This window comes from Streptomyces sp. NPDC014727 (genome assembly GCF_043083485.1).
GTDB lineage: Bacteria > Actinomycetota > Actinomycetes > Streptomycetales > Streptomycetaceae > Streptomyces.
Genome location: NZ_JBIBYR010000018.1, coordinates 83,276 through 99,452 on the forward strand (window position 1 = coordinate 83,276; position 16,177 = coordinate 99,452).

12 protein-coding genes and 1 pseudogene are annotated in these 16,177 nt (G+C 70.0%); 5 read left to right on the forward strand and 8 right to left on the reverse strand.

The features are described from left to right. Positions 1-36: 36 nt before the first annotated feature. The 3 genes from ACF1B9_RS25910 to ACF1B9_RS25920 all read right to left on the reverse strand — a co-directional run bounded on the left by ACF1B9_RS25910 (position 37) and on the right by ACF1B9_RS25920 (position 3,576). Complete coding sequence (locus tag ACF1B9_RS25910; protein ID WP_327272692.1) at positions 37-375, reverse strand: P-II family nitrogen regulator; 339 nt, start codon at positions 373-375, stop codon at positions 37-39. Beyond that, the gene (locus ACF1B9_RS25915) at positions 372-1,730 is read right to left on the reverse strand and encodes an ammonium transporter (protein ID WP_391742949.1); all 1,359 of its coding nucleotides are present in this window, start codon (positions 1,728-1,730) and stop codon (positions 372-374) included. Before ACF1B9_RS25915 ends, ACF1B9_RS25910 begins: the two co-directional genes overlap by 4 nt. A 370-nt stretch (positions 1,731-2,100) precedes the next feature. Next, complete coding sequence (locus tag ACF1B9_RS25920; protein ID WP_391742847.1) at positions 2,101-3,576, reverse strand: hypothetical protein; 1,476 nt, start codon at positions 3,574-3,576, stop codon at positions 2,101-2,103. A 426-nt stretch (positions 3,577-4,002) separates the two neighbouring features. Between ACF1B9_RS25920 and ACF1B9_RS25925 the strand changes: the two genes are divergently transcribed. Further along, complete coding sequence (locus ACF1B9_RS25925) at positions 4,003-4,662, forward strand: bifunctional DNA primase/polymerase (RefSeq protein ID WP_391742845.1); 660 nt, start codon at positions 4,003-4,005, stop codon at positions 4,660-4,662. 161 nt (positions 4,663-4,823) lie between these two features. Here ACF1B9_RS25925 and ftsY read toward each other — a convergent pair whose 3' ends face one another. Continuing rightward, positions 4,824-6,035 (reverse strand): signal recognition particle-docking protein FtsY, encoded by a 1,212-nt coding sequence (ftsY, locus tag ACF1B9_RS25930; protein WP_351074110.1) that lies wholly within the window; start codon positions 6,033-6,035, stop codon positions 4,824-4,826. Between the two features lie 110 nt (positions 6,036-6,145). Here ftsY and ACF1B9_RS25935 point away from each other — a divergent pair. Then, positions 6,146-6,540: pseudogene (locus tag ACF1B9_RS25935) on the forward strand (cytosine permease); the annotation flags it as partial. A 218-nt stretch (positions 6,541-6,758) separates the two neighbouring features. Further along, positions 6,759-7,724, forward strand: a complete 966-nt coding sequence (locus ACF1B9_RS25940; protein WP_391742844.1) for an LLM class flavin-dependent oxidoreductase — start codon at positions 6,759-6,761, stop codon at positions 7,722-7,724. A 79-nt stretch (positions 7,725-7,803) separates the two neighbouring features. Here the strand turns inward: ACF1B9_RS25940 and ACF1B9_RS25945 are convergent, their stop codons facing one another. From ACF1B9_RS25945 to ACF1B9_RS25960, 4 genes are all read right to left on the reverse strand, one after another. Next, positions 7,804-9,222, reverse strand: coding sequence for a sugar porter family MFS transporter (locus tag ACF1B9_RS25945; RefSeq protein ID WP_391742843.1), 1,419 nt, complete (start codon positions 9,220-9,222; stop codon positions 7,804-7,806). Positions 9,223-9,442: 220 nt separating this feature from the next. Continuing rightward, positions 9,443-13,210 carry an AAA family ATPase gene (locus ACF1B9_RS25950; RefSeq protein WP_391742841.1) on the reverse strand — a complete coding sequence of 1,256 codons (3,768 nt, stop codon included), beginning with the start codon at positions 13,208-13,210 and terminating at the stop codon, positions 9,443-9,445. 316 nt (positions 13,211-13,526) lie between these two features. After that, entirely contained in the window at positions 13,527-13,739 is a 213-nt protein-coding gene (locus tag ACF1B9_RS25955) for a hypothetical protein (protein ID WP_018551753.1), read from the reverse strand. 439 nt (positions 13,740-14,178) lie between these two features. Continuing rightward, positions 14,179-14,460, reverse strand: a complete 282-nt coding sequence (locus tag ACF1B9_RS25960) for an acylphosphatase (RefSeq protein WP_030928628.1) — start codon at positions 14,458-14,460, stop codon at positions 14,179-14,181. Between the two features lie 145 nt (positions 14,461-14,605). Between ACF1B9_RS25960 and ACF1B9_RS25965 the strand changes: the two genes are divergently transcribed. Together ACF1B9_RS25965 and ACF1B9_RS25970 are read left to right on the forward strand one after the other, a co-directional pair. Next, positions 14,606-15,550 (forward strand): CAP domain-containing protein, encoded by a 945-nt coding sequence (locus tag ACF1B9_RS25965; RefSeq protein ID WP_391742839.1) that lies wholly within the window; start codon positions 14,606-14,608, stop codon positions 15,548-15,550. Between the two features lie 71 nt (positions 15,551-15,621). Further along, positions 15,622-16,026, forward strand: coding sequence for a winged helix-turn-helix transcriptional regulator (locus tag ACF1B9_RS25970; protein WP_391742838.1), 405 nt, complete (start codon positions 15,622-15,624; stop codon positions 16,024-16,026). The last annotated feature ends 151 nt before the right edge of the window (positions 16,027-16,177 follow it).

Genomic DNA, 16,177 nt, shown 5'->3' on the forward strand with positions numbered 1-16,177 from the left:
CGTCGGCCTTCGGACGGTGGTCGTCGTGGCCGTCGGTCAGAGGGCGTCCGGGCCGCGTTCGCCCGTCCGTACGCGGATCGCGGTGTCGACCGGCACGCTCCAGACCTTGCCGTCACCGATCTTGCCGGTCCGCGCGGCCTTCACGACGACGTCGATGAGCTCTTCGGAGTCCTCGTCCTCGACCAGGACCTCGATGCGGATCTTGGGGACGAGGTCGACGGTGTACTCGGCGCCCCGGTAGACCTCGGTGTGGCCGCGCTGACGCCCGTACCCGCTGGCCTCCGTCACCGTGAGGCCCTGGATGCCGAAGGCCTGGAGGGCCTCCTTGATCTCGTCGAGCCGGTGCGGCTTCACGACTGCGGTGATGAGCTTCATGCGTCCACCTTCTTGGTCTGCGTTGCTGCCGTCGTACCCGGTGCCGTCGCGGAGGCCGTGGTGCGCGGGGCCGCGCCGCCGCCCGCTCCGCTGAAGTCGTACGCCGTCTCGGCGTGTTCGACCTGGTCGATGCCGGAGATCTCGTCGTCCTCGTCGACCCGCATCCCGATCGTCCTGTCCAGGAGGAAGGCGAGTGCCGCGGAGACGACCAGAGAGTACGCGAGGACGGCGAAGACCCCGACGGCCTGCTTCCCGAGCTGGTCGAGGCCACCGCCGTAGAAGAGGCCCTTGGCGTCGGACTGCACACCGCCGGTGGCGAAGAAGCCGATGAGGAGGGAGCCCGCGACACCGCCGACGAGGTGGACACCGACGACGTCCAGGGAGTCGTCGTAACCGAACCTGTACTTCAGGCCGACGGCCATGGCGCACAGGACACCGGCGATGGCACCGACCGCGATGGCGCCGAGCGGACTGACGGCGCCGCCGGACGGGGTGATGGCGACGAGGCCGGCGACCGCGCCGGAGGCCGCGCCGAGGGTGGTGAAGGAGCCGTGGCGGAGCTTCTCGTAACCGAGCCAGGCGAGCATCGCGGCGGCGGTGGCGACCTGGGTGTTGACGAACATGACCGCGCCGACGCCGTCGTCGTTGCCGAGCCACGAGCCGGCGTTGAAACCGAACCAGCCGAACCAGAGCAGTCCGGCACCGAGCATGACGAGCGGCAGGCTGTGCGGGCGCATCAGGTCCTTCTTGAAGCCGACGCGCTTGCCGATGACGAGGATCACGCCGAGCGCGGCGGCACCCGCGTTGATGTGGACCGCCGTGCCCCCGGCGAAGTCGATGACGCCGAGCTCGAACAGCCAGCCGCCCGCGCCCCAGACCCAGTGGGCGACGGGGAAGTAGACGACGGTGGCCCAGAGCGTGATGAACAGGGCCCAGGAGGTGAACTTCACCCGGTCGGCGAGGGCACCGCTGATCAGCGCGGGAGTGATGACGGCGAACATCAGCTGGAAGACGGCGAAGACGTAGACGGGGATCGTGTATCCGTCCCAGAGCTGGGTGATGCCGATCCCGCTGAGGCCGACGTAGTCCGAGCTCCAGCCGAGGACGGAACCGACGTCGGTGCCGAAGGCGAGGCTGAACCCGTAGAGCACCCACAGGATCGTGACGATCCCGAGGCTGATGAAGCTCATCATCAGCATGTTGAGGGTGCTCTTGACGCGGACCATGCCTCCGTAGAAGAAGGCCAGGGCCGGGGTCATGAGCATCACCAGGGCGGAGCAGATGAGCATGAACCCGGTGTTGGCGGCAGACAGCGTCGGGGTGTCTGCGGCAAGCGTCGTGATGCCTGGGGGCATCGGCGTCTCCTCGTCGTCGGTGCGGCCGCGTGCGGGCGGGATGAGCTGCACCACGTGCGGGACCACTGGGGAAAAGGTGCGGGCCGGTTATGCGCCATGAGACTCGCCCAGCGCGGTTTCCGCCGATGCCGCACGGTGTTTCGCGGTAGTGACGAAGAGGTCGGGTGTGTTACGTCCCCATGAAGCGGTGGTGGCGTATCCGGTGCGGGGCCTGCTTCGCGACCGGGTCCGCATACGGTGCGGTGACGACTCTCCCGTACGGGAACGGCAACGCGAACCGGCCACGCCGACCACCCGCTGACCTGGCGATGGGGGAGCCGAAGTCGGTCTGTGCGGGGTGGTCGTCGTGGCCGGGGTCAGGGGGTGTCGCTCAGACCGCCTCTGCGGTCTCGGGCAGTTGCTCGGTGAGCATCTCGGTGAGCCGGGCGACATCGGGAATGTCCCCGAAGTCCCTGGCGGCGGTGTCGACCGTCTTGCGGAGCCGGGTGTTGACGCGCTCGGAGCGGATCTTCCTGGCCACGCGCAGAGCCTGCTCGGCCGGCACCGTGGACTGCTCGGGCTCGCCCTTGAGGAGATGGACGGTGGCGAGGCCGATCAGGTTGAGTGCGTACGACCGCTGGTGCTCGTCGTCCTCGCCGAAGAGCTCGACGGCCTTTTGCATGCGGGATTCGGCGAGCGTGGCGTAGGTGGGGCTGCGGCCCGCGACATAGGCGAGGTCGCGGAACGAGTGGGAGTTCTCGCCGTTGAGCTCGGCCTCGGAGAAGAAACGGATCCAGTCGGGCTCGGGCTCGCCGTCGATGCCGACGTCGAGAAAGGTGTCCTCGGCCATCCGGACGGCTCGTTTGCACTTGCTGGGCTGGCCCATGTTGGCGTACGCGCGGGCCTCCATCGCATACAGCATGGCCTGGGTACGCGGGGTGGCGCAGTCCCGGCTGCCGTACTGCGCCAGGTGGATCAGTTCGAGCGCGTCGTCGGGCCGGCCGAGATGGATCATCTGGCGGCTCATGCTCGACAGAACATACGAACCGAGCGGTTTGTCGCCGGCCTCTTTCGAGGCATGGAGCGCGAGAACGAAATACTTCTGGGCGGTGGGCTGGAGGCCGACGTCGTAGCTCATCCAGCCGGCCAGCTCCGCCAGTTCGGCGGCGCAGCGGAAGAGCCGCTTGGCGGTGGCGGCCGGCTGCGGTTCCTGCAGCAGGTCGGTGACCTCGTGGAGTTGCCCGACGACGGCCTTGCGGCGCAGTCCGCCGCCGCACTGCGCGTCCCACTGGCGGAACATCGCGGTGGTGGACTCCAGGAGGTCGAGCTCGGGACCGGAGAGCCTGGAGGGGCGGCGGTCCGCGGCGGACGGCTCCGGCTCCGCCGGTACGGCGGCGGCGACGGGCACCAGCCAGCGCTGCATGGGCTCGATCAGGGCGGGCCCCGCGGCCAGGACGAGCGAGGAGCCGAGGAACCCGCGACGGGCGAGCATCAGATCGCTGCGGGAGAACTCACTGATCAGGGCGACGGTCTGCGGACCCGCCCAGGGCAGGTCGACACCGGACACGGATGGTGACTGGTGCGTCGAGCGCAGTCCGAGGTCCTCGATCGCGACGACGGAGCCGAAGCGCTCCGAGAAGAGCTCCGAGAGGATGCGCGGGATCGGCTCGCGCGGCTGTTCACCGTCGAGCCAGCGCCGCACCCGGGAGGTGTCGGTGCTGATGTGGTGGGCGCCCATCTGGCGCGCCCGGCGGTTCACCTGCCGCGCGAGCTCGCCCTTCGACCAGCCGCTGCGCACGAACCATGAGCTCAATTGCTCATTGGGGCGCTTACCGGCATTCGAATCGCCTGCGCCGCTGCCACTCACTGGAAGGCCCCCATTCCCGCCGAAATGCTGTCGCGCGAACCACTGTCGGAATGCCCTGGCCCATTGCCGCCCATACGAAGGTTGCGCGCAATGGAACAGGAAATCGGGTTGCCTCCGGCATACCCATGGGCGCACATACTTCCATGGTTCGTGTACCGACGGTAATCCTACGATCACCGGCCCGACGAGGGCACTGACAGAAACGCCACCATTCGCCACCCCTTCGGATGAACGCCGCCACCACCCGGCGCGATTCACTTGACACACGACGATCGTCAGTCGGTGCAGTGATGCACCTCGGAGCGCACACCCGGCGTCGCACGCCCCCGAGCGCGCCGGGCGCACCACGGATCCACCAAGACTCCGGAGAATCACATCTCGGCTCCACGTCGTAACCACCGGCAAGCCGGACCCGTTGGAGGGGGCATGGGCTTCACGATCGGCGGCATCCGCGAGATGCGCACCGGCTCACGGCGCCGCGGCCGTGCGGCCGAGTGCATGGCATTGGCCGAGTACACGGGACTGTGGGGCTGGGCCGTCGTGCCGGGGACGCGGACCGCCTCCGGCCGCTGCTCGTGCGGGGAGCAAGCGTGCCCCTCCCCCGGCGCCCATCCGCTGGACTTCGCGCCAGAGGTCCCCGCGGGCGCGACGCTCGACGCGGCGACGGCGGCCTGGGCCAGGGTTCCGGGCGCCTCGATGCTGCTGCCGGTGGGCCGCACCTTCGATATCCTCGACGTCGCCGAAGCGGCCGGACGCCGGGCCCTGGTCCGGATGGAGCGGATGGGGCTGCCGCTCGGCCCGGTCGCGGTGACGCCGTCCGGACGGGCACGGTTCTTCGTGGCCCCGGGGGCCGCCGCGGAACTTCCGCAACTGCTGTACCGGATGGGCTGGGACGACTCGGGGCTCGATCTGCGGGCGCTGGGGCCCGGCTGTCACATCACTGCCCCGCCGTCCGACGAGGGCGGCCTCGGCCCGGTCCGGTGGCTGCGCCCGCCGGTGCTGGACACGGCGGCCGCGCCGCCGCAGGCACGACTGCTGCTGGGCACGCTGGCGTACAGCTGCCATCGCGCACCTCTCTGCGGCTGAACCACCCCTCCGCGAAGGAGGCGCTCACCGACGGTGCCGTCGCGCCACGGACGGCCGCCCCCGAAGCGACCGCCGGCCGCTCCCGAGAACGGCCGCTCCTGAAACGGAAGAGCCCGGCCGCAGCTGCCTCATGCGGTCGGGCTCCTCGTGTACGCGCGGCGTCAGTCCCCGATCAGGGCGTCCACGAACGCCCCCGGCTCGAACGGAGCCAGATCGTCCGGCCCCTCACCGAGACCGACCAGCTTCACCGGTACGCCCAGCTCGCGCTGGACGGCGACGACGATGCCGCCCTTGGCGGTGCCGTCCAGCTTGGTGAGCACGATGCCGGTGATGTCGACGACCTCGGCGAACACCCGGGCCTGCACGAGGCCGTTCTGCCCGGTCGTGGCGTCGAGGACGAGCAGGATCTCGTCCAGCGGCCCGTGCTTCTCGACGACCCGCTTGACCTTGCCGAGCTCGTCCATCAGCCCGGTCTTGGTGTGCAGGCGTCCGGCGGTGTCGATGAGGACGACATCCGCACCCTCGGCGATGCCTTCCTTCACCGCGTCGAAGGCGATCGACGCGGGGTCGCCGCCCTCGGGACCGCGCACGGTGCGGGCACCGACGCGCTCGCCCCAGGTCTGCAGCTGGTCGGCGGCGGCGGCCCGGAAGGTGTCGGCGGCACCGAGCACGACACTGCGGCCGTCGGCGACGAGCACCCGGGCCAGCTTGCCGGTGGTGGTGGTCTTGCCGGTTCCGTTGACGCCGACGACCATCACGACGCCGGGGGTGTCGACACCGCTCTCCGTCTTGACCTCACGGTCGAAGTCCGTACCCAGCAGGGTGAGGAGCTCCTCGCGGAGCAACGTGCGCAGCCCTTCGGGCGTACGCGTGCCGAGGACACGGACGCGTTCCCGGAGCCGTTCCACCAGTTCCTGGGTGGGCGCGACGCCCACATCGGCGGTGAGGAGCGTGTCCTCGATCTCCTCCCACGTCTCCTCGTCGAGGTTGTCGCGGGACAGGAGCGTGAGCAGCCCCTTGCCGAGGGAGTTCTGCGAGCGGGCGAGCCGGGCACGCAGCCGTACCAGTCGGCCGGCGGTCGGCTCGGGCACTTCGAGGGCGGGGGCGGCGGGCGCCTCCGGCTCGACGGCCTCGGGGACCTCCTCGGCAGGAGCCTCGGCCGAAGGGGGGCCGACCTCCTCGATGGTGCGGCGCGGTTCCTCGCGCGGCGTCTCGGCCTCCTCGCCGACATGAGGTTCGGCGGGAGGAGTGATGGTCGGCGTGCTCGACGGCGCCGGGGGCAGCTGCTTCTTCTTGCGGCCGCTGACCACGAGCCCGCTGATCACGCCGACCGCGACCAGGGCGATGACTACAGCAAGGATGACGAATTCCATAACCCACCCAGTATCGGTCACGACCGCCCGCACGGACCGCCCCGAAGGACCACCCTCACATCCACTCCAACCGTTATGCACCTTTTGGCGGTAAAGATACGACCCTGTCCGTGGAGACCCGCGGCCTGGAGCCCGTACCCGACAGCGAGCGCACCGGCCGGGTCCGGACCCTCTTCGCCACCTGGGCCGGTGCGAATCCGGCCGTGCTGCCGCTCACCATGGGCGCGGGGCTCATCGTCTTCGAGGACTGAACTTCTGGCAGGTGCTCATCGTCGTGATCGTGGCGCCGGTCATCAGTTTCGGACTGGTCGGCCCGGTCTCGGTCGCGAGCCGGGAGGGTGGGGCTCCCGGCAGGGCGCTCTCCCGGGCCGTCTTCGGCCGGCGCGGCAATCTGCTGCCCGGCGCGCCGATCCGGATCGCCCGCTGGGGCTGGGAGACGGTGAACGCGATCACCGGCACCTACGCCCTGCTCGCCGTACTGAATCTGCTCTTCTCCCTCACGAGCGGCAGCATCCGGCCCGTTCGCCGACTCCTGGACCGGGCGCCACGGACTGGGCCGGGCGGCCACGATCGTCGTCTCCGCCGCGCTGTACGCGATCCTGCCGCGCCCCGCCGTGCAGGAGAGCGGGAGCGGACCCGGAGGCGACGCGTCCCTACCCTTCTGACGCTTCGTCAGCTAGTGTCCCGGCTCGCCGAGCCCGCCCGACGAAGGGGACAAGCGTCATGGCTTTCACAGTGGTCCGGTTCAATCTCGTCGCTCCCGACGCCACCCGCGAGTCGCTCTCGGCCCGCTACCGCGCCGCGCTGGAGATGGCCTCGTACGCCGACGAGCACGGCGTCGACACGGTACAGACCGAGGAGCACCACGGCGTCGCCGACTCCTGGCTCCCCTCCCCCTTCGTCTTCGCGGGCTCGGTCTTCGGCGCCACCCGCCGGATCGCGGTCACCGTCTCGGCGATCATCGGCCCGCTGCACGACCCGCTGCGGCTGGCCGAGGACATCGCGGTCCTGGACCTGCTGAGCACGGGCCGGCTGGTCACCGTGGCGGGGATCGGCTACCGGCCGGAGGAGTACGAACAGGCGGGCGTCGAGTGGGGCAGGCGCGGCAGGCTCCAGGACGAGCTGCTGGAGACCCTGCTGCAGGCGTGGACCGGGGAGCCGTTCCCGTACCGGGGCCGTACGGTCCGGATCACTCCGCGCCCGTACACCCGGCCGCATCCGCTGCTGCTGGTGGGCGGCAGTTCGCGGGCCGCGGCGCGGCGCGCGGCCCGGTTCGGGCTGCCGTTCTTCCCGAGCGCGCATCTGCCGGAGCTGGAGGCGTACTACCACGAGCAGCGTGCGCGGTTCGGGACGGACGGCTTCTGCATGATGCCGGCCGCCCGGACACCGCTGCTGCATGTGTCCGAGGACCCGGACCGGACGTGGGCAGAGTACGGCGAGCACTTCCTCCACGAGGCGCGCACGTACGCCTCCTGGCAGTCCAAGGACATCCGCTCGGCCGTGCGTTCGGCGGCGACGACGGTGACGGAGCTGCGGGACGAAGGGGTCTACCGGGTCGTCACACCGGACGAGTGCGCCGCCGCCGCCGAGGAAGCGGAGAACCTGGTGCTGCATCCGCTGTGCGGCGGGATGCCGGTCGAGGAGGGATGGCGCAGTCTGCGGCTGTTCTGCGGCGCGGTCGCGCGCTGACCGCGCCGCGCCCGGAACCGCCCCGGCTCCGCGGGTGCGGGCCGGGGCGCTCCATGGACGAGGGGAGGGACAGCGGGGATCAGCCCATCTCCTCCAACGCCTTGCCCTTGGTCTCCTTCACGAACTTGAGCACGAAGGGGATCGAGAGCGTGGCGAAGCATGCGTAGATGATGTACGTGCCCGACAGGTTCCAGTCGGACAGGCTCGGGAAGCTCGCGGTGATGGCCCAGTTGGCGATCCACTGCGCGGACGCGGCGACACCGAGCGCCGCGGCGCGGATCCTGTTCGGGAACATCTCGCCGAGGAAGACCCAGACCACCACACCCCACGACAGGGCGAAGAAGAGCACGAACACATGGGCCGCGACCAGTGCCACGACTCCGTGGGTGTGGGGCAGTTTGCCGTCGACCAGGTGGGCAGAGAAGGCCCAGGCCTCGAAGGCGAGGGCGATGGCCATACCGGTCGAGCCGACCAGCGCGAGCGGCTTGCGGCCCACCCGGTCCACCAGAACCATGGCGACCACGGTGCCGATGATGTTGATGATCGACGTGGTGAACGAGTAGAAGAACGAGGCCGACGGGTCGATACCGACGGACTGCCAGAGCGTCGCCGAGTAGTAGAACGCCACGTTGATGCCGACGAGTTGCTGGAAGACCGAGAGGCCGATGCCGACCCAGACGATCGGCAGGAAGCCGACGCGTCCGCCGAGCAGGTCCGTGAACTTGGACTTGTGCTCACGGCGCATGGCGGTCTCGATCTCGGCCACCCGGGCGTCGAGGTCGACGGACGTGCCCTCGACCTCCGCCAGGATCTGCCGGGCGCGGTCCTTCCTGCCGGCCGAGATCAGGAACCGCGGCGACTCGGGAATCGCCAGCGACAGCAGCCCGTACAGGACGGCGGGGACGACCATCACGCCGAGCATCCACTGCCAGGCCTCGATGCCGCCGATCCTGCCGCGCTGATCGCCGCCGGCGAGCTGCAGGATGCCGTAGTTGACCAGTTGGGAGATGGCGATGCCGACGACGATCGCGGCCTGCTGGAAGGAGCCGAGGCGACCGCGGTAGGCGGGCGGCGAGACCTCGGCGATGTACGCCGGGCCGATCACCGAGGCCATGCCGATGGCGAAGCCGCCGATGATGCGCCACATCGCCAGGTCCCAGAGCGCGAACGGGAGCGCGGAACCGACGGCGCTGATGGTGAAGAGCACGGAGGCGATCTGCATGCAGCGGATGCGGCCGATGCGGTCGGCGATGCGTCCCGCCGTGGCCGCGCCGATCGCGCAGCCGATCAGGGCGATGGCGATGACCTGGGCGAGCGTTCCCGAACCGATCTCGTACCGGCTGCGGATGGCCTCGACCGCGCCGTTGATCACGGAGCTGTCGTAGCCGAACAGGAAACCGCCCATCGCCGCGGCCGCCGTGATGAAGATGACATGGCCGAGGTGGTCCGGATGGGACGCTCGGGCTCCGGACGCCGGTCCCTGCGAGATGCTGGTCACTTGAACTCCTGATGCCTGGCCGCGTCGTCAGGTGTGGGGGACGAGCTCTTGTGGGGCGCGAGCTCCTCCAAGTGGCGCATAACTTTCCTTCTGCCACCACTTGAATATAAAGACGACGTTGCAGAGACTATTCGTTCAAATTTCGAAGTCAACTTCGATCATTTGCGTGAGCTGTCCCGCAGCAATCTGCGAGCGTATTGAAGCCTTGAAGGATGGGAGCTCAGCGCAGCCGCTGGCTGATGACCTTGGAGACCCCGTCACCCTGCATCGAGACGCCGTACAGTGCGTCGGCGACCTCCATCGTCCGCTTCTGGTGCGTGATCACGATCAGCTGCGAGCTCTCCTGGAGCTCCTCCATGATCCGGATCAGCCGCTGCAGGTTGGTGTCGTCGAGCGCCGCCTCGACCTCGTCCATCACGTAGAACGGACTCGGGCGGGCCTTGAAGATCGAGACCAGCAACGCCACCGCCGTCAGTGAGCGTTCCCCGCCGGACAGCAGCGAGAGCCGCTTGACCTTCTTGCCGGGCGGCCGGGCCTCGACGTCCACACCGGTCGCGAGCATGTTGTCCGGGTCGGTCAGGACGAGCCGCCCCTCACCGCCCGGGAAGAGGCGCGAGAAGACACCCTCGAACTCACGGGCCGTGTCCCGGTACGCCTCGGTGAACACCTGCTCGACCCGCTCGTCGACCTCCTTGATGACCTGTATGAGATCGGCCCGGGTCTTCTTCAGGTCTTCGAGCTGCTCGGAGAGGAACTTGTGCCGTTCCTCCAGCGCCGAGAACTCCTCAAGGGCAAGCGGATTCACCTTTCCGAGTTGCTGGTACGCCCGTTCGGCCGACTTCAGCCGCTTCTCCTGCTCGGATCTGACGAAGGGCTTCGGCTGGTTGCGCGGATGCTCCGGATCCTCCGGCAGCTCCTCGCCCTCCGCCGCCGGCGACGGCGGTACGAGCTGGTCGGGGCCGTACTCGGCGGCCAGCCCGGCCGGCTCGACGCCCAGTTCCTCCAGCGCCTTCGCCTCCAGTTGCTCTATGCGCAGCCGCTTCTCGGCACCGAGCACCTCGCCGCGGTGGACGGAGTCGGTCAGCTTGTCCAGCTCGCTCTTGAGCTCTCGGCCCTGGTTGCGCTCGGCCGCCAGCTCCCGCTCCCGCTCCGCCTTCGCCGCCTCGGCCGCCCCCCGCTCCTGCTCGGCCCGCACGACGGACACCTCGACATGGGCGAGCAGCTGACGGGCGCCGGACGCGACGGCCGACGCCACCGCCGCCTCGTGCCGCAGCCGGGCGCGGCGCCGCTCGGCGCGGGCGCGAGCCTCCCGTTCGGCTCGGGCGCCCCGGTCGAGGGCTTCCGCGCGGCCCGCGAGCCCCTTGACCCTCTCCTCGTGAGTACGTACCTGGAGGCGGGCCTCCATCTCGGTCTGACGGGCGTTGGCACCGTCGGCGGCGAGCCGGTCACGCACGGAGGTGTCCGGCTCCGCCTCGACCGGCATCTCCTCGGCGACCAGCAGCCGCTCGGCCAGTTCCTCGGCTTCCTCCGTCGCCCGCTCCAGCGCCTCCTGGGCTCGGGCGGCCGACGCGGTCATCCGCTCCGCCTCGCCTGCGGCGCCACGGGCCTGCCCGGCGAGGCGCCCGAGCTGCTGGGCCACCCCGGACTTCTCCCGCTCGGCGGCCCGGCGCCGCTCCCCCAGCTCCTCGACCAGTCCGGCACTCGTCCTGCGCCGCTCCGTCGCGAGGCGCTGCTCCTCGGTCAACTCCGCGCACCGCACTGCCAGTTCCTCCAGCTGGAGGGCGGCTTCGTCGACCGAGGCCTGCACTTCGAGGAGGCTCGGCGCACCGGCGGAACCGCCGTGCGCGAAGTGCGCCGAGAGGATGTCCCCCTCGGCGGTCACAGCCGTCAGCTCCGGGCGCACGGCGACGAGGTCCTCGGCATCCTCCAAGGTGCCGACGACCACCATGTCCCGCACCAGCCTCCGTACGGCGTCCACCAGTTCGACGGGCCCGCGGACGAGGTCGGCCACGGCGGGCGGACCTCCGGCGGTCGCTCCGGCCACGGCGATGTGTGAGGAGCGGGCGGGCGCGTGGAGCCCGTCCGCCCGGCCATGCGTCTGCCCGGGCAGGTGCACAGCAGACGCATCAGCGCTACCGGCACCACCGGTCTCAACAGCACCACCGGCACCACTGGGCTCAGCAGCACCACCAGCACCACCAGCAGCACCAGAATCCGCATCAGTGACACCGGCATCAGGGGCCCCACCCTGATCGGGGACGCCGACGCGCACCCCGCCCAGCAGCATCGCCGCCCGGCCCGCGTCCTGCTTGCGCAGCAGCCGGATCGCCTCCGCAGCCGTGGCCGGATCCGTCACCGCGACCGCGTCCGCCGCCGCGCCCAGGGCCGCCGCCACCGCCACCTCGTGCCCCGGCGCCACCGTCAGGAGTTCGGCGGCCGGGCCGAGCAAGCCCGCCAGGTGGTCCTGCGCGCCGAGCAGCACGCCCGTGCCGTCCTTGCGGCGCAGGCCGAGGGCCAGTGCGTCATGGCGGGCCGCGACCGCCGCCCGCTTCCGTTCAGCGGCGGTTGCGGACTCCCGGGCCGTGGAGAGCGCCGCCTCCGCCTCCGCGAGTTCCCGCTTGGCGGCCTCGTGCCGCTCGCCCAGCTCCGCGTCGTCCGCGTCCAACCCATCGACCTCGGCCTTGAGCTGTTCGTACTCCTCCTGTGCGGCGACGGCCCGCTCCTGCGCCTCGTCACGGGAGGCAGCCAGCCGGTCGATCTCCGCCTGCGCCGAACCGGCCCGGCTGCGGGCCGCGTTGACCTGCCCGTTCAGCCGGGCAAGTCCTTCGCGTCGGTCCGCGATGGCCCGCGCGGCGTCCTTGAGCCTGCGCTCCTCGGCCGCCAACTCCCTTTCCAGGTCACCACGGTGGGCGGCCGTGTCCTCCAGCGCGTGTTGCGCCGCCTCCAGCGCGGCCTCCAGCTCCGCCTCCTGCTCACGGATGCGGGCCGCCTCCCGCTCCATCTCCTCCGGATCACGGCCGCGCCGCTCCTCCTGCGGTGCCGCTCCGGCGCTCTTGACCCGGGCGTCGGCCAGCGAGATCGTGCCGCGCACCCGCTCGGCCAGCTGGGACAGCTCGTACCAGGTCTGCTGGGCCCGCTGGAGCCGCGGCGCCAGCCGCCGTACCTCGTCCTCCAGCTCCGCCTCGCGCGCCAGGGCTGTCCTGAGCTCCGCCTCCGCGGCCTCCCTGCGCTGCTTGAGCGCCGCTTCGTCGGCGATCTCGCTGCGCAACGCGGTGTGCAGTCGCACCAGGTCGTCGGCGAGCAGTCGCAGCCTGGCGTCGCGCAGATCGGCCTGGATGACTGCGGCCCGGCGTGCCACGGCCGCCTGCCGGCCCAGCGGTTTCAGCTGGCGTCGCAGCTCGTCGGTCAGGTCCTGGACGCGGGCCAGATTGGCTCCCATCGCGTCCAGTTTCCGCAGCGCCTTCTCTTTCCGCTTGCGGTGCTTGAGCACGCCCGCGGCTTCCTCGATGAATGCGCGCCGCCCCATCGGATCGGCGTGGAGCACGGAGTCCAGCTGCCCCTGCCCGACAATGACATGCATCTCCCGGCCGATACCGGAATCCGAGAGGAGTTCCTGGATGTCCAGGAGTCGGCAGGTGTCGCCATTGATCTGGTATTCGCTGCCACCGTTGCGGAACATGATCCGAGTGATCGTCACTTCGGCGTACTCGATGGGCAGCGCTCCATCGGAATTGTCGATGGTCAGCGAAACCTCGGCCCGCCCGAGCGGCGGCCGACCGGTGGTGCCGGCGAAGATTACGTCTTCCATCTTGCCGCCGCGCAATGATTTGGCACCCTGTTCCCCCATGACCCAGGAGAGCGCGTCCACCACATTGGACTTGCCCGACCCGTTGGGACCGACGACGCACGTGATACCGGGTTCGAACCGCAGCGTCGTGGCGGAGGCGAACGATTTGAAACCGCGCAGGGTCAGGGCCTTGAGGTGCACGCCGCCGGACTCTACCTTTCACTCTCGGTTTCGCTGATGAAGGTGCAGGGCACATCAGACGGTAAGGGAAGGGGTCCGCGTCCGGGGCGGGGCCGCACAGGTCCGAAGGGAAAGAAAGAAGGGACGCCGGAGCGCCCCTTTAAATCTTGTGCGGTGTTGCGTGTGCGGTGTACTGGTGCAGCGGCACATGACGGATCAAGGACATGTCACGAAGGTGACAGATCAAGAGCAGTGATCTTCAATGATCCGGCGACGATCCGGGTGATGATCTCGGACGGCTGACGCGGGGCAGCCCGACCGGCCCTGTGGCCATCGGTCAGGTCAGCGCCGGCTCCGCCTGAGGTACGTCGATGTCGATGCTGTCGAGCAGCGACTCTTGGTGCTGGGCGGCGGCGTTGAGCGCGTCGTTCTCGTCCTGAATCCGTACAAGCTCGGATTCGAGATCCTGGACGCGCTGCTGGAGCCGTCGCATCTCGGCGAGGAGTCGCGGGTCGGAACCGCCGACGTAACCGAGAAGCGCCTTTGCCATGATGGATGGTCCTCCACACTGAGTGACCGACCGATGCGGTGTGGGTCGTGAGGGATTCGCACCCGCGGTGCTCGGCAGTGCTCTGTATTCACTGCTGTTCTGCTGCCAAACAGCTCTGCCGAACAGCTAAGGTGCGCGGGGATTTCAGCGTCTCACCAAAAAGTTTGACGGTCAACACGATCACACCCTGTAGAGACGGGCAGCCCTGGGGCGCGCGGCTTCACCATCATGCGGCGCGACTCTCCTGCGGGGCCCTGGAGGGCGTGGAGATCATCCTTACTGCCGCAGCCTGGCACGCCAACCGATTCTTGGCAACCACCCGGTCATTTCGCAGGTCATTTCATGTGTACGCAGATGAGCACCCCGCCCCGTCACCGCGCGCCGCGCGTCGAACACCGTCCGAACACAGCGCTCGCGTCGGACCCGTTCCGGGCTCGGATCAGCGGATCGCGAAACCCTCGTAACCGCCGCGCGGCGTGTCCCAGATCTCAGTGACTCCGTCAACGCGCCCGGGTGTGTCGTCCGAGCGCAGCCACTCCAGCAGACGGTGGCAATTCTCACGCCGGCCCTCGGCGACGACCTGCACCCTGCCGTCGTCGAGATTGAGGGCGAACCCGGTGAGACCACCGATCTCCAGGGCGTTTGCCCTGGTGAACCAGCGGAAGCCGACTTGCTGCACGCGGCCGCGCACCCAGGCGGTGAGTCGTACGTCTTCGTTCATGCCCGAACGCTAACCGGCCGATTGCTCTCGGAGCACCTTGCTCCAATAGCCCATGGCGTACAGTCCCGTCGCAATAGCCTCACCCGATCGGGTGAGGCATGTTGACGCCGAGAGCGGCGTACAGATCGTCGGAAGGGCTCAGCAGATGGGACGTCATCGACGCTCCGCAGCAGCTCCTGCCGCTCAGGACCCCGCGACGGGGGACACCGGTCGGCACCGGGGCAAGCACCACGGGAAGCGGTCCGGAGCATCTGTGCGTACGGGGCTGGTCGGCGTCTCCGCTGCCCTTGCCGTGGGAGCCGTGGCGGTCGCCTCCGGTCTGCTGCCCGGCGGTGACACGCACACGAACGGCGGCTCGGCCGCCGACCGGGTGCGCACCGAGGGGGCTCCAAATCTGCTGGGCCAGGGCGGCTTGTCCACCGCGCCCGCCGACCGCTCCACCGCGTCGACCGAGGCAGGCCGCGGTGCCGGACGCACCGATGGGCCGACGAGCGCACGGTCCCGGGCAGGCTCCCCGTCGTCCGGTTCCCCGTCGGAGACGTCCCGGCCGAAGGGGCGGGCGAACCCGTCCCCGTCGACCTCGGCGCCGAAGACCGGCGCGGCGGAAGCCGGGAAGAGCGCCGCCCCGGCCGCTTCCGAAGCGTCGTCGGCCGCTCCGGAGACCTCCGCGCCCTCGGCTCCGGCCGCCCGCAGGTCCACGGCGTCGGCCGCGGCCGACTCCGCCCAGGCCGCCGTGCTCGCCCTGGTCGACCAGGAGCGCGCGAAGGTCGGCTGCAGTCCGGTGACGGCCGACTCCGCACTGACCTTGCTCGCCCAGAACTTCAGCGACGACATGGCCGCCCGCGGCTTCTTCGACCACACCGACCCGGATGGCCGGACCCCCTGGGCCCGTGCGTCGAAGGCCGGCGTGCAGGGACTCGGGGGCGAGAACATCGCCCGGGGCCAGGCCGACGCACAGGCCGTGATGGACTCCTGGATGAACAGCGACGGCCACCGGGCGAACATTCTCAATTGCGACTACAAGACGCTCGGCGTCGGCGTGCACTACGGCGCGGGCGGCCCCTGGTGGACGCAGGACTTCGGTTTCTGAGCCGCAGCACCCACCCACCACAAGAAAGCGCGACCCGATGGTGAGCGCTGTGCGGACGTAAGCTCGTGCGTATGGACGAGAATTCCCGTCTGGACGCGCTCGCCTTCGATGTGTTCTCCCGGCAGTGCCCCTCGCGCGGCACGCTGGAGCATGTCACCGGGCGCTGGGGCAGCCTGACGCTGGGAGCGCTGTACGAGGGCGGCTTCCGCTTCAACGAGCTGCGCCGCCGGGTCGACGGGGTGAGCGAGAAGATGCTCTCGCAGACGCTCCACGCCCTGGAGCGGGACGGCCTGGTGCACCGCGAGGCCCAGCCGACCAATCCCCCGCGCGTCGACTACGAACTGACGCCCCTGGGCCGACAGGTCGCCGAGCGGCTGCTCGGGCTGATCCAACTCGTCGAGGGCCGGATGCCCGAGGTGCTGCGGGCCCGTGACCGCTACGACGAGGCCCACCCGGGCCCGGAAGGCCGGGGCTGAGGGCCGTCCCGTAATCCCTGGCGGGTGCACGACGACAGCTACGGCACCTCGCCGCGTTGTCGGAACGTCCGCATGCATCCGGTATGCGGACGTCCCTCCGCCGTACGATCCACAGCACCGGGCCCCGCTCGCCGATGCGGCCTGATCCGAA

Bases quoted from the DNA above. Each gene is read 5' to 3' on its own strand.
- ACF1B9_RS25910 (WP_327272692.1), bottom strand. From the start codon at position 375: ATGAAGCTCATCACCGCAGTCGTGAAGCCGCACCGGCTCGACGAGATC.
- ACF1B9_RS25915 (WP_391742949.1), bottom strand. From the start codon at position 1,730: ATGCCCCCAGGCATCACGACGCTTGCCGCAGACACCCCGACGCTGTCT.
- ACF1B9_RS25925 (WP_391742845.1), top strand. From the start codon at position 4,003: ATGGGCTTCACGATCGGCGGCATCCGCGAGATGCGCACCGGCTCACGG.
- ftsY (WP_351074110.1), bottom strand. From the start codon at position 6,035: ATGGAATTCGTCATCCTTGCTGTAGTCATCGCCCTGGTCGCGGTCGGC.
- ACF1B9_RS25940 (WP_391742844.1), top strand. From the start codon at position 6,759: ATGGCTTTCACAGTGGTCCGGTTCAATCTCGTCGCTCCCGACGCCACC.
- ACF1B9_RS25955 (WP_018551753.1), bottom strand. From the start codon at position 13,739: ATGGCAAAGGCGCTTCTCGGTTACGTCGGCGGTTCCGACCCGCGACTC.
- ACF1B9_RS25960 (WP_030928628.1), bottom strand. From the start codon at position 14,460: ATGAACGAAGACGTACGACTCACCGCCTGGGTGCGCGGCCGCGTGCAG.
- ACF1B9_RS25965 (WP_391742839.1), top strand. From the start codon at position 14,606: ATGGGACGTCATCGACGCTCCGCAGCAGCTCCTGCCGCTCAGGACCCC.
- ACF1B9_RS25970 (WP_391742838.1), top strand. From the start codon at position 15,622: ATGGACGAGAATTCCCGTCTGGACGCGCTCGCCTTCGATGTGTTCTCC.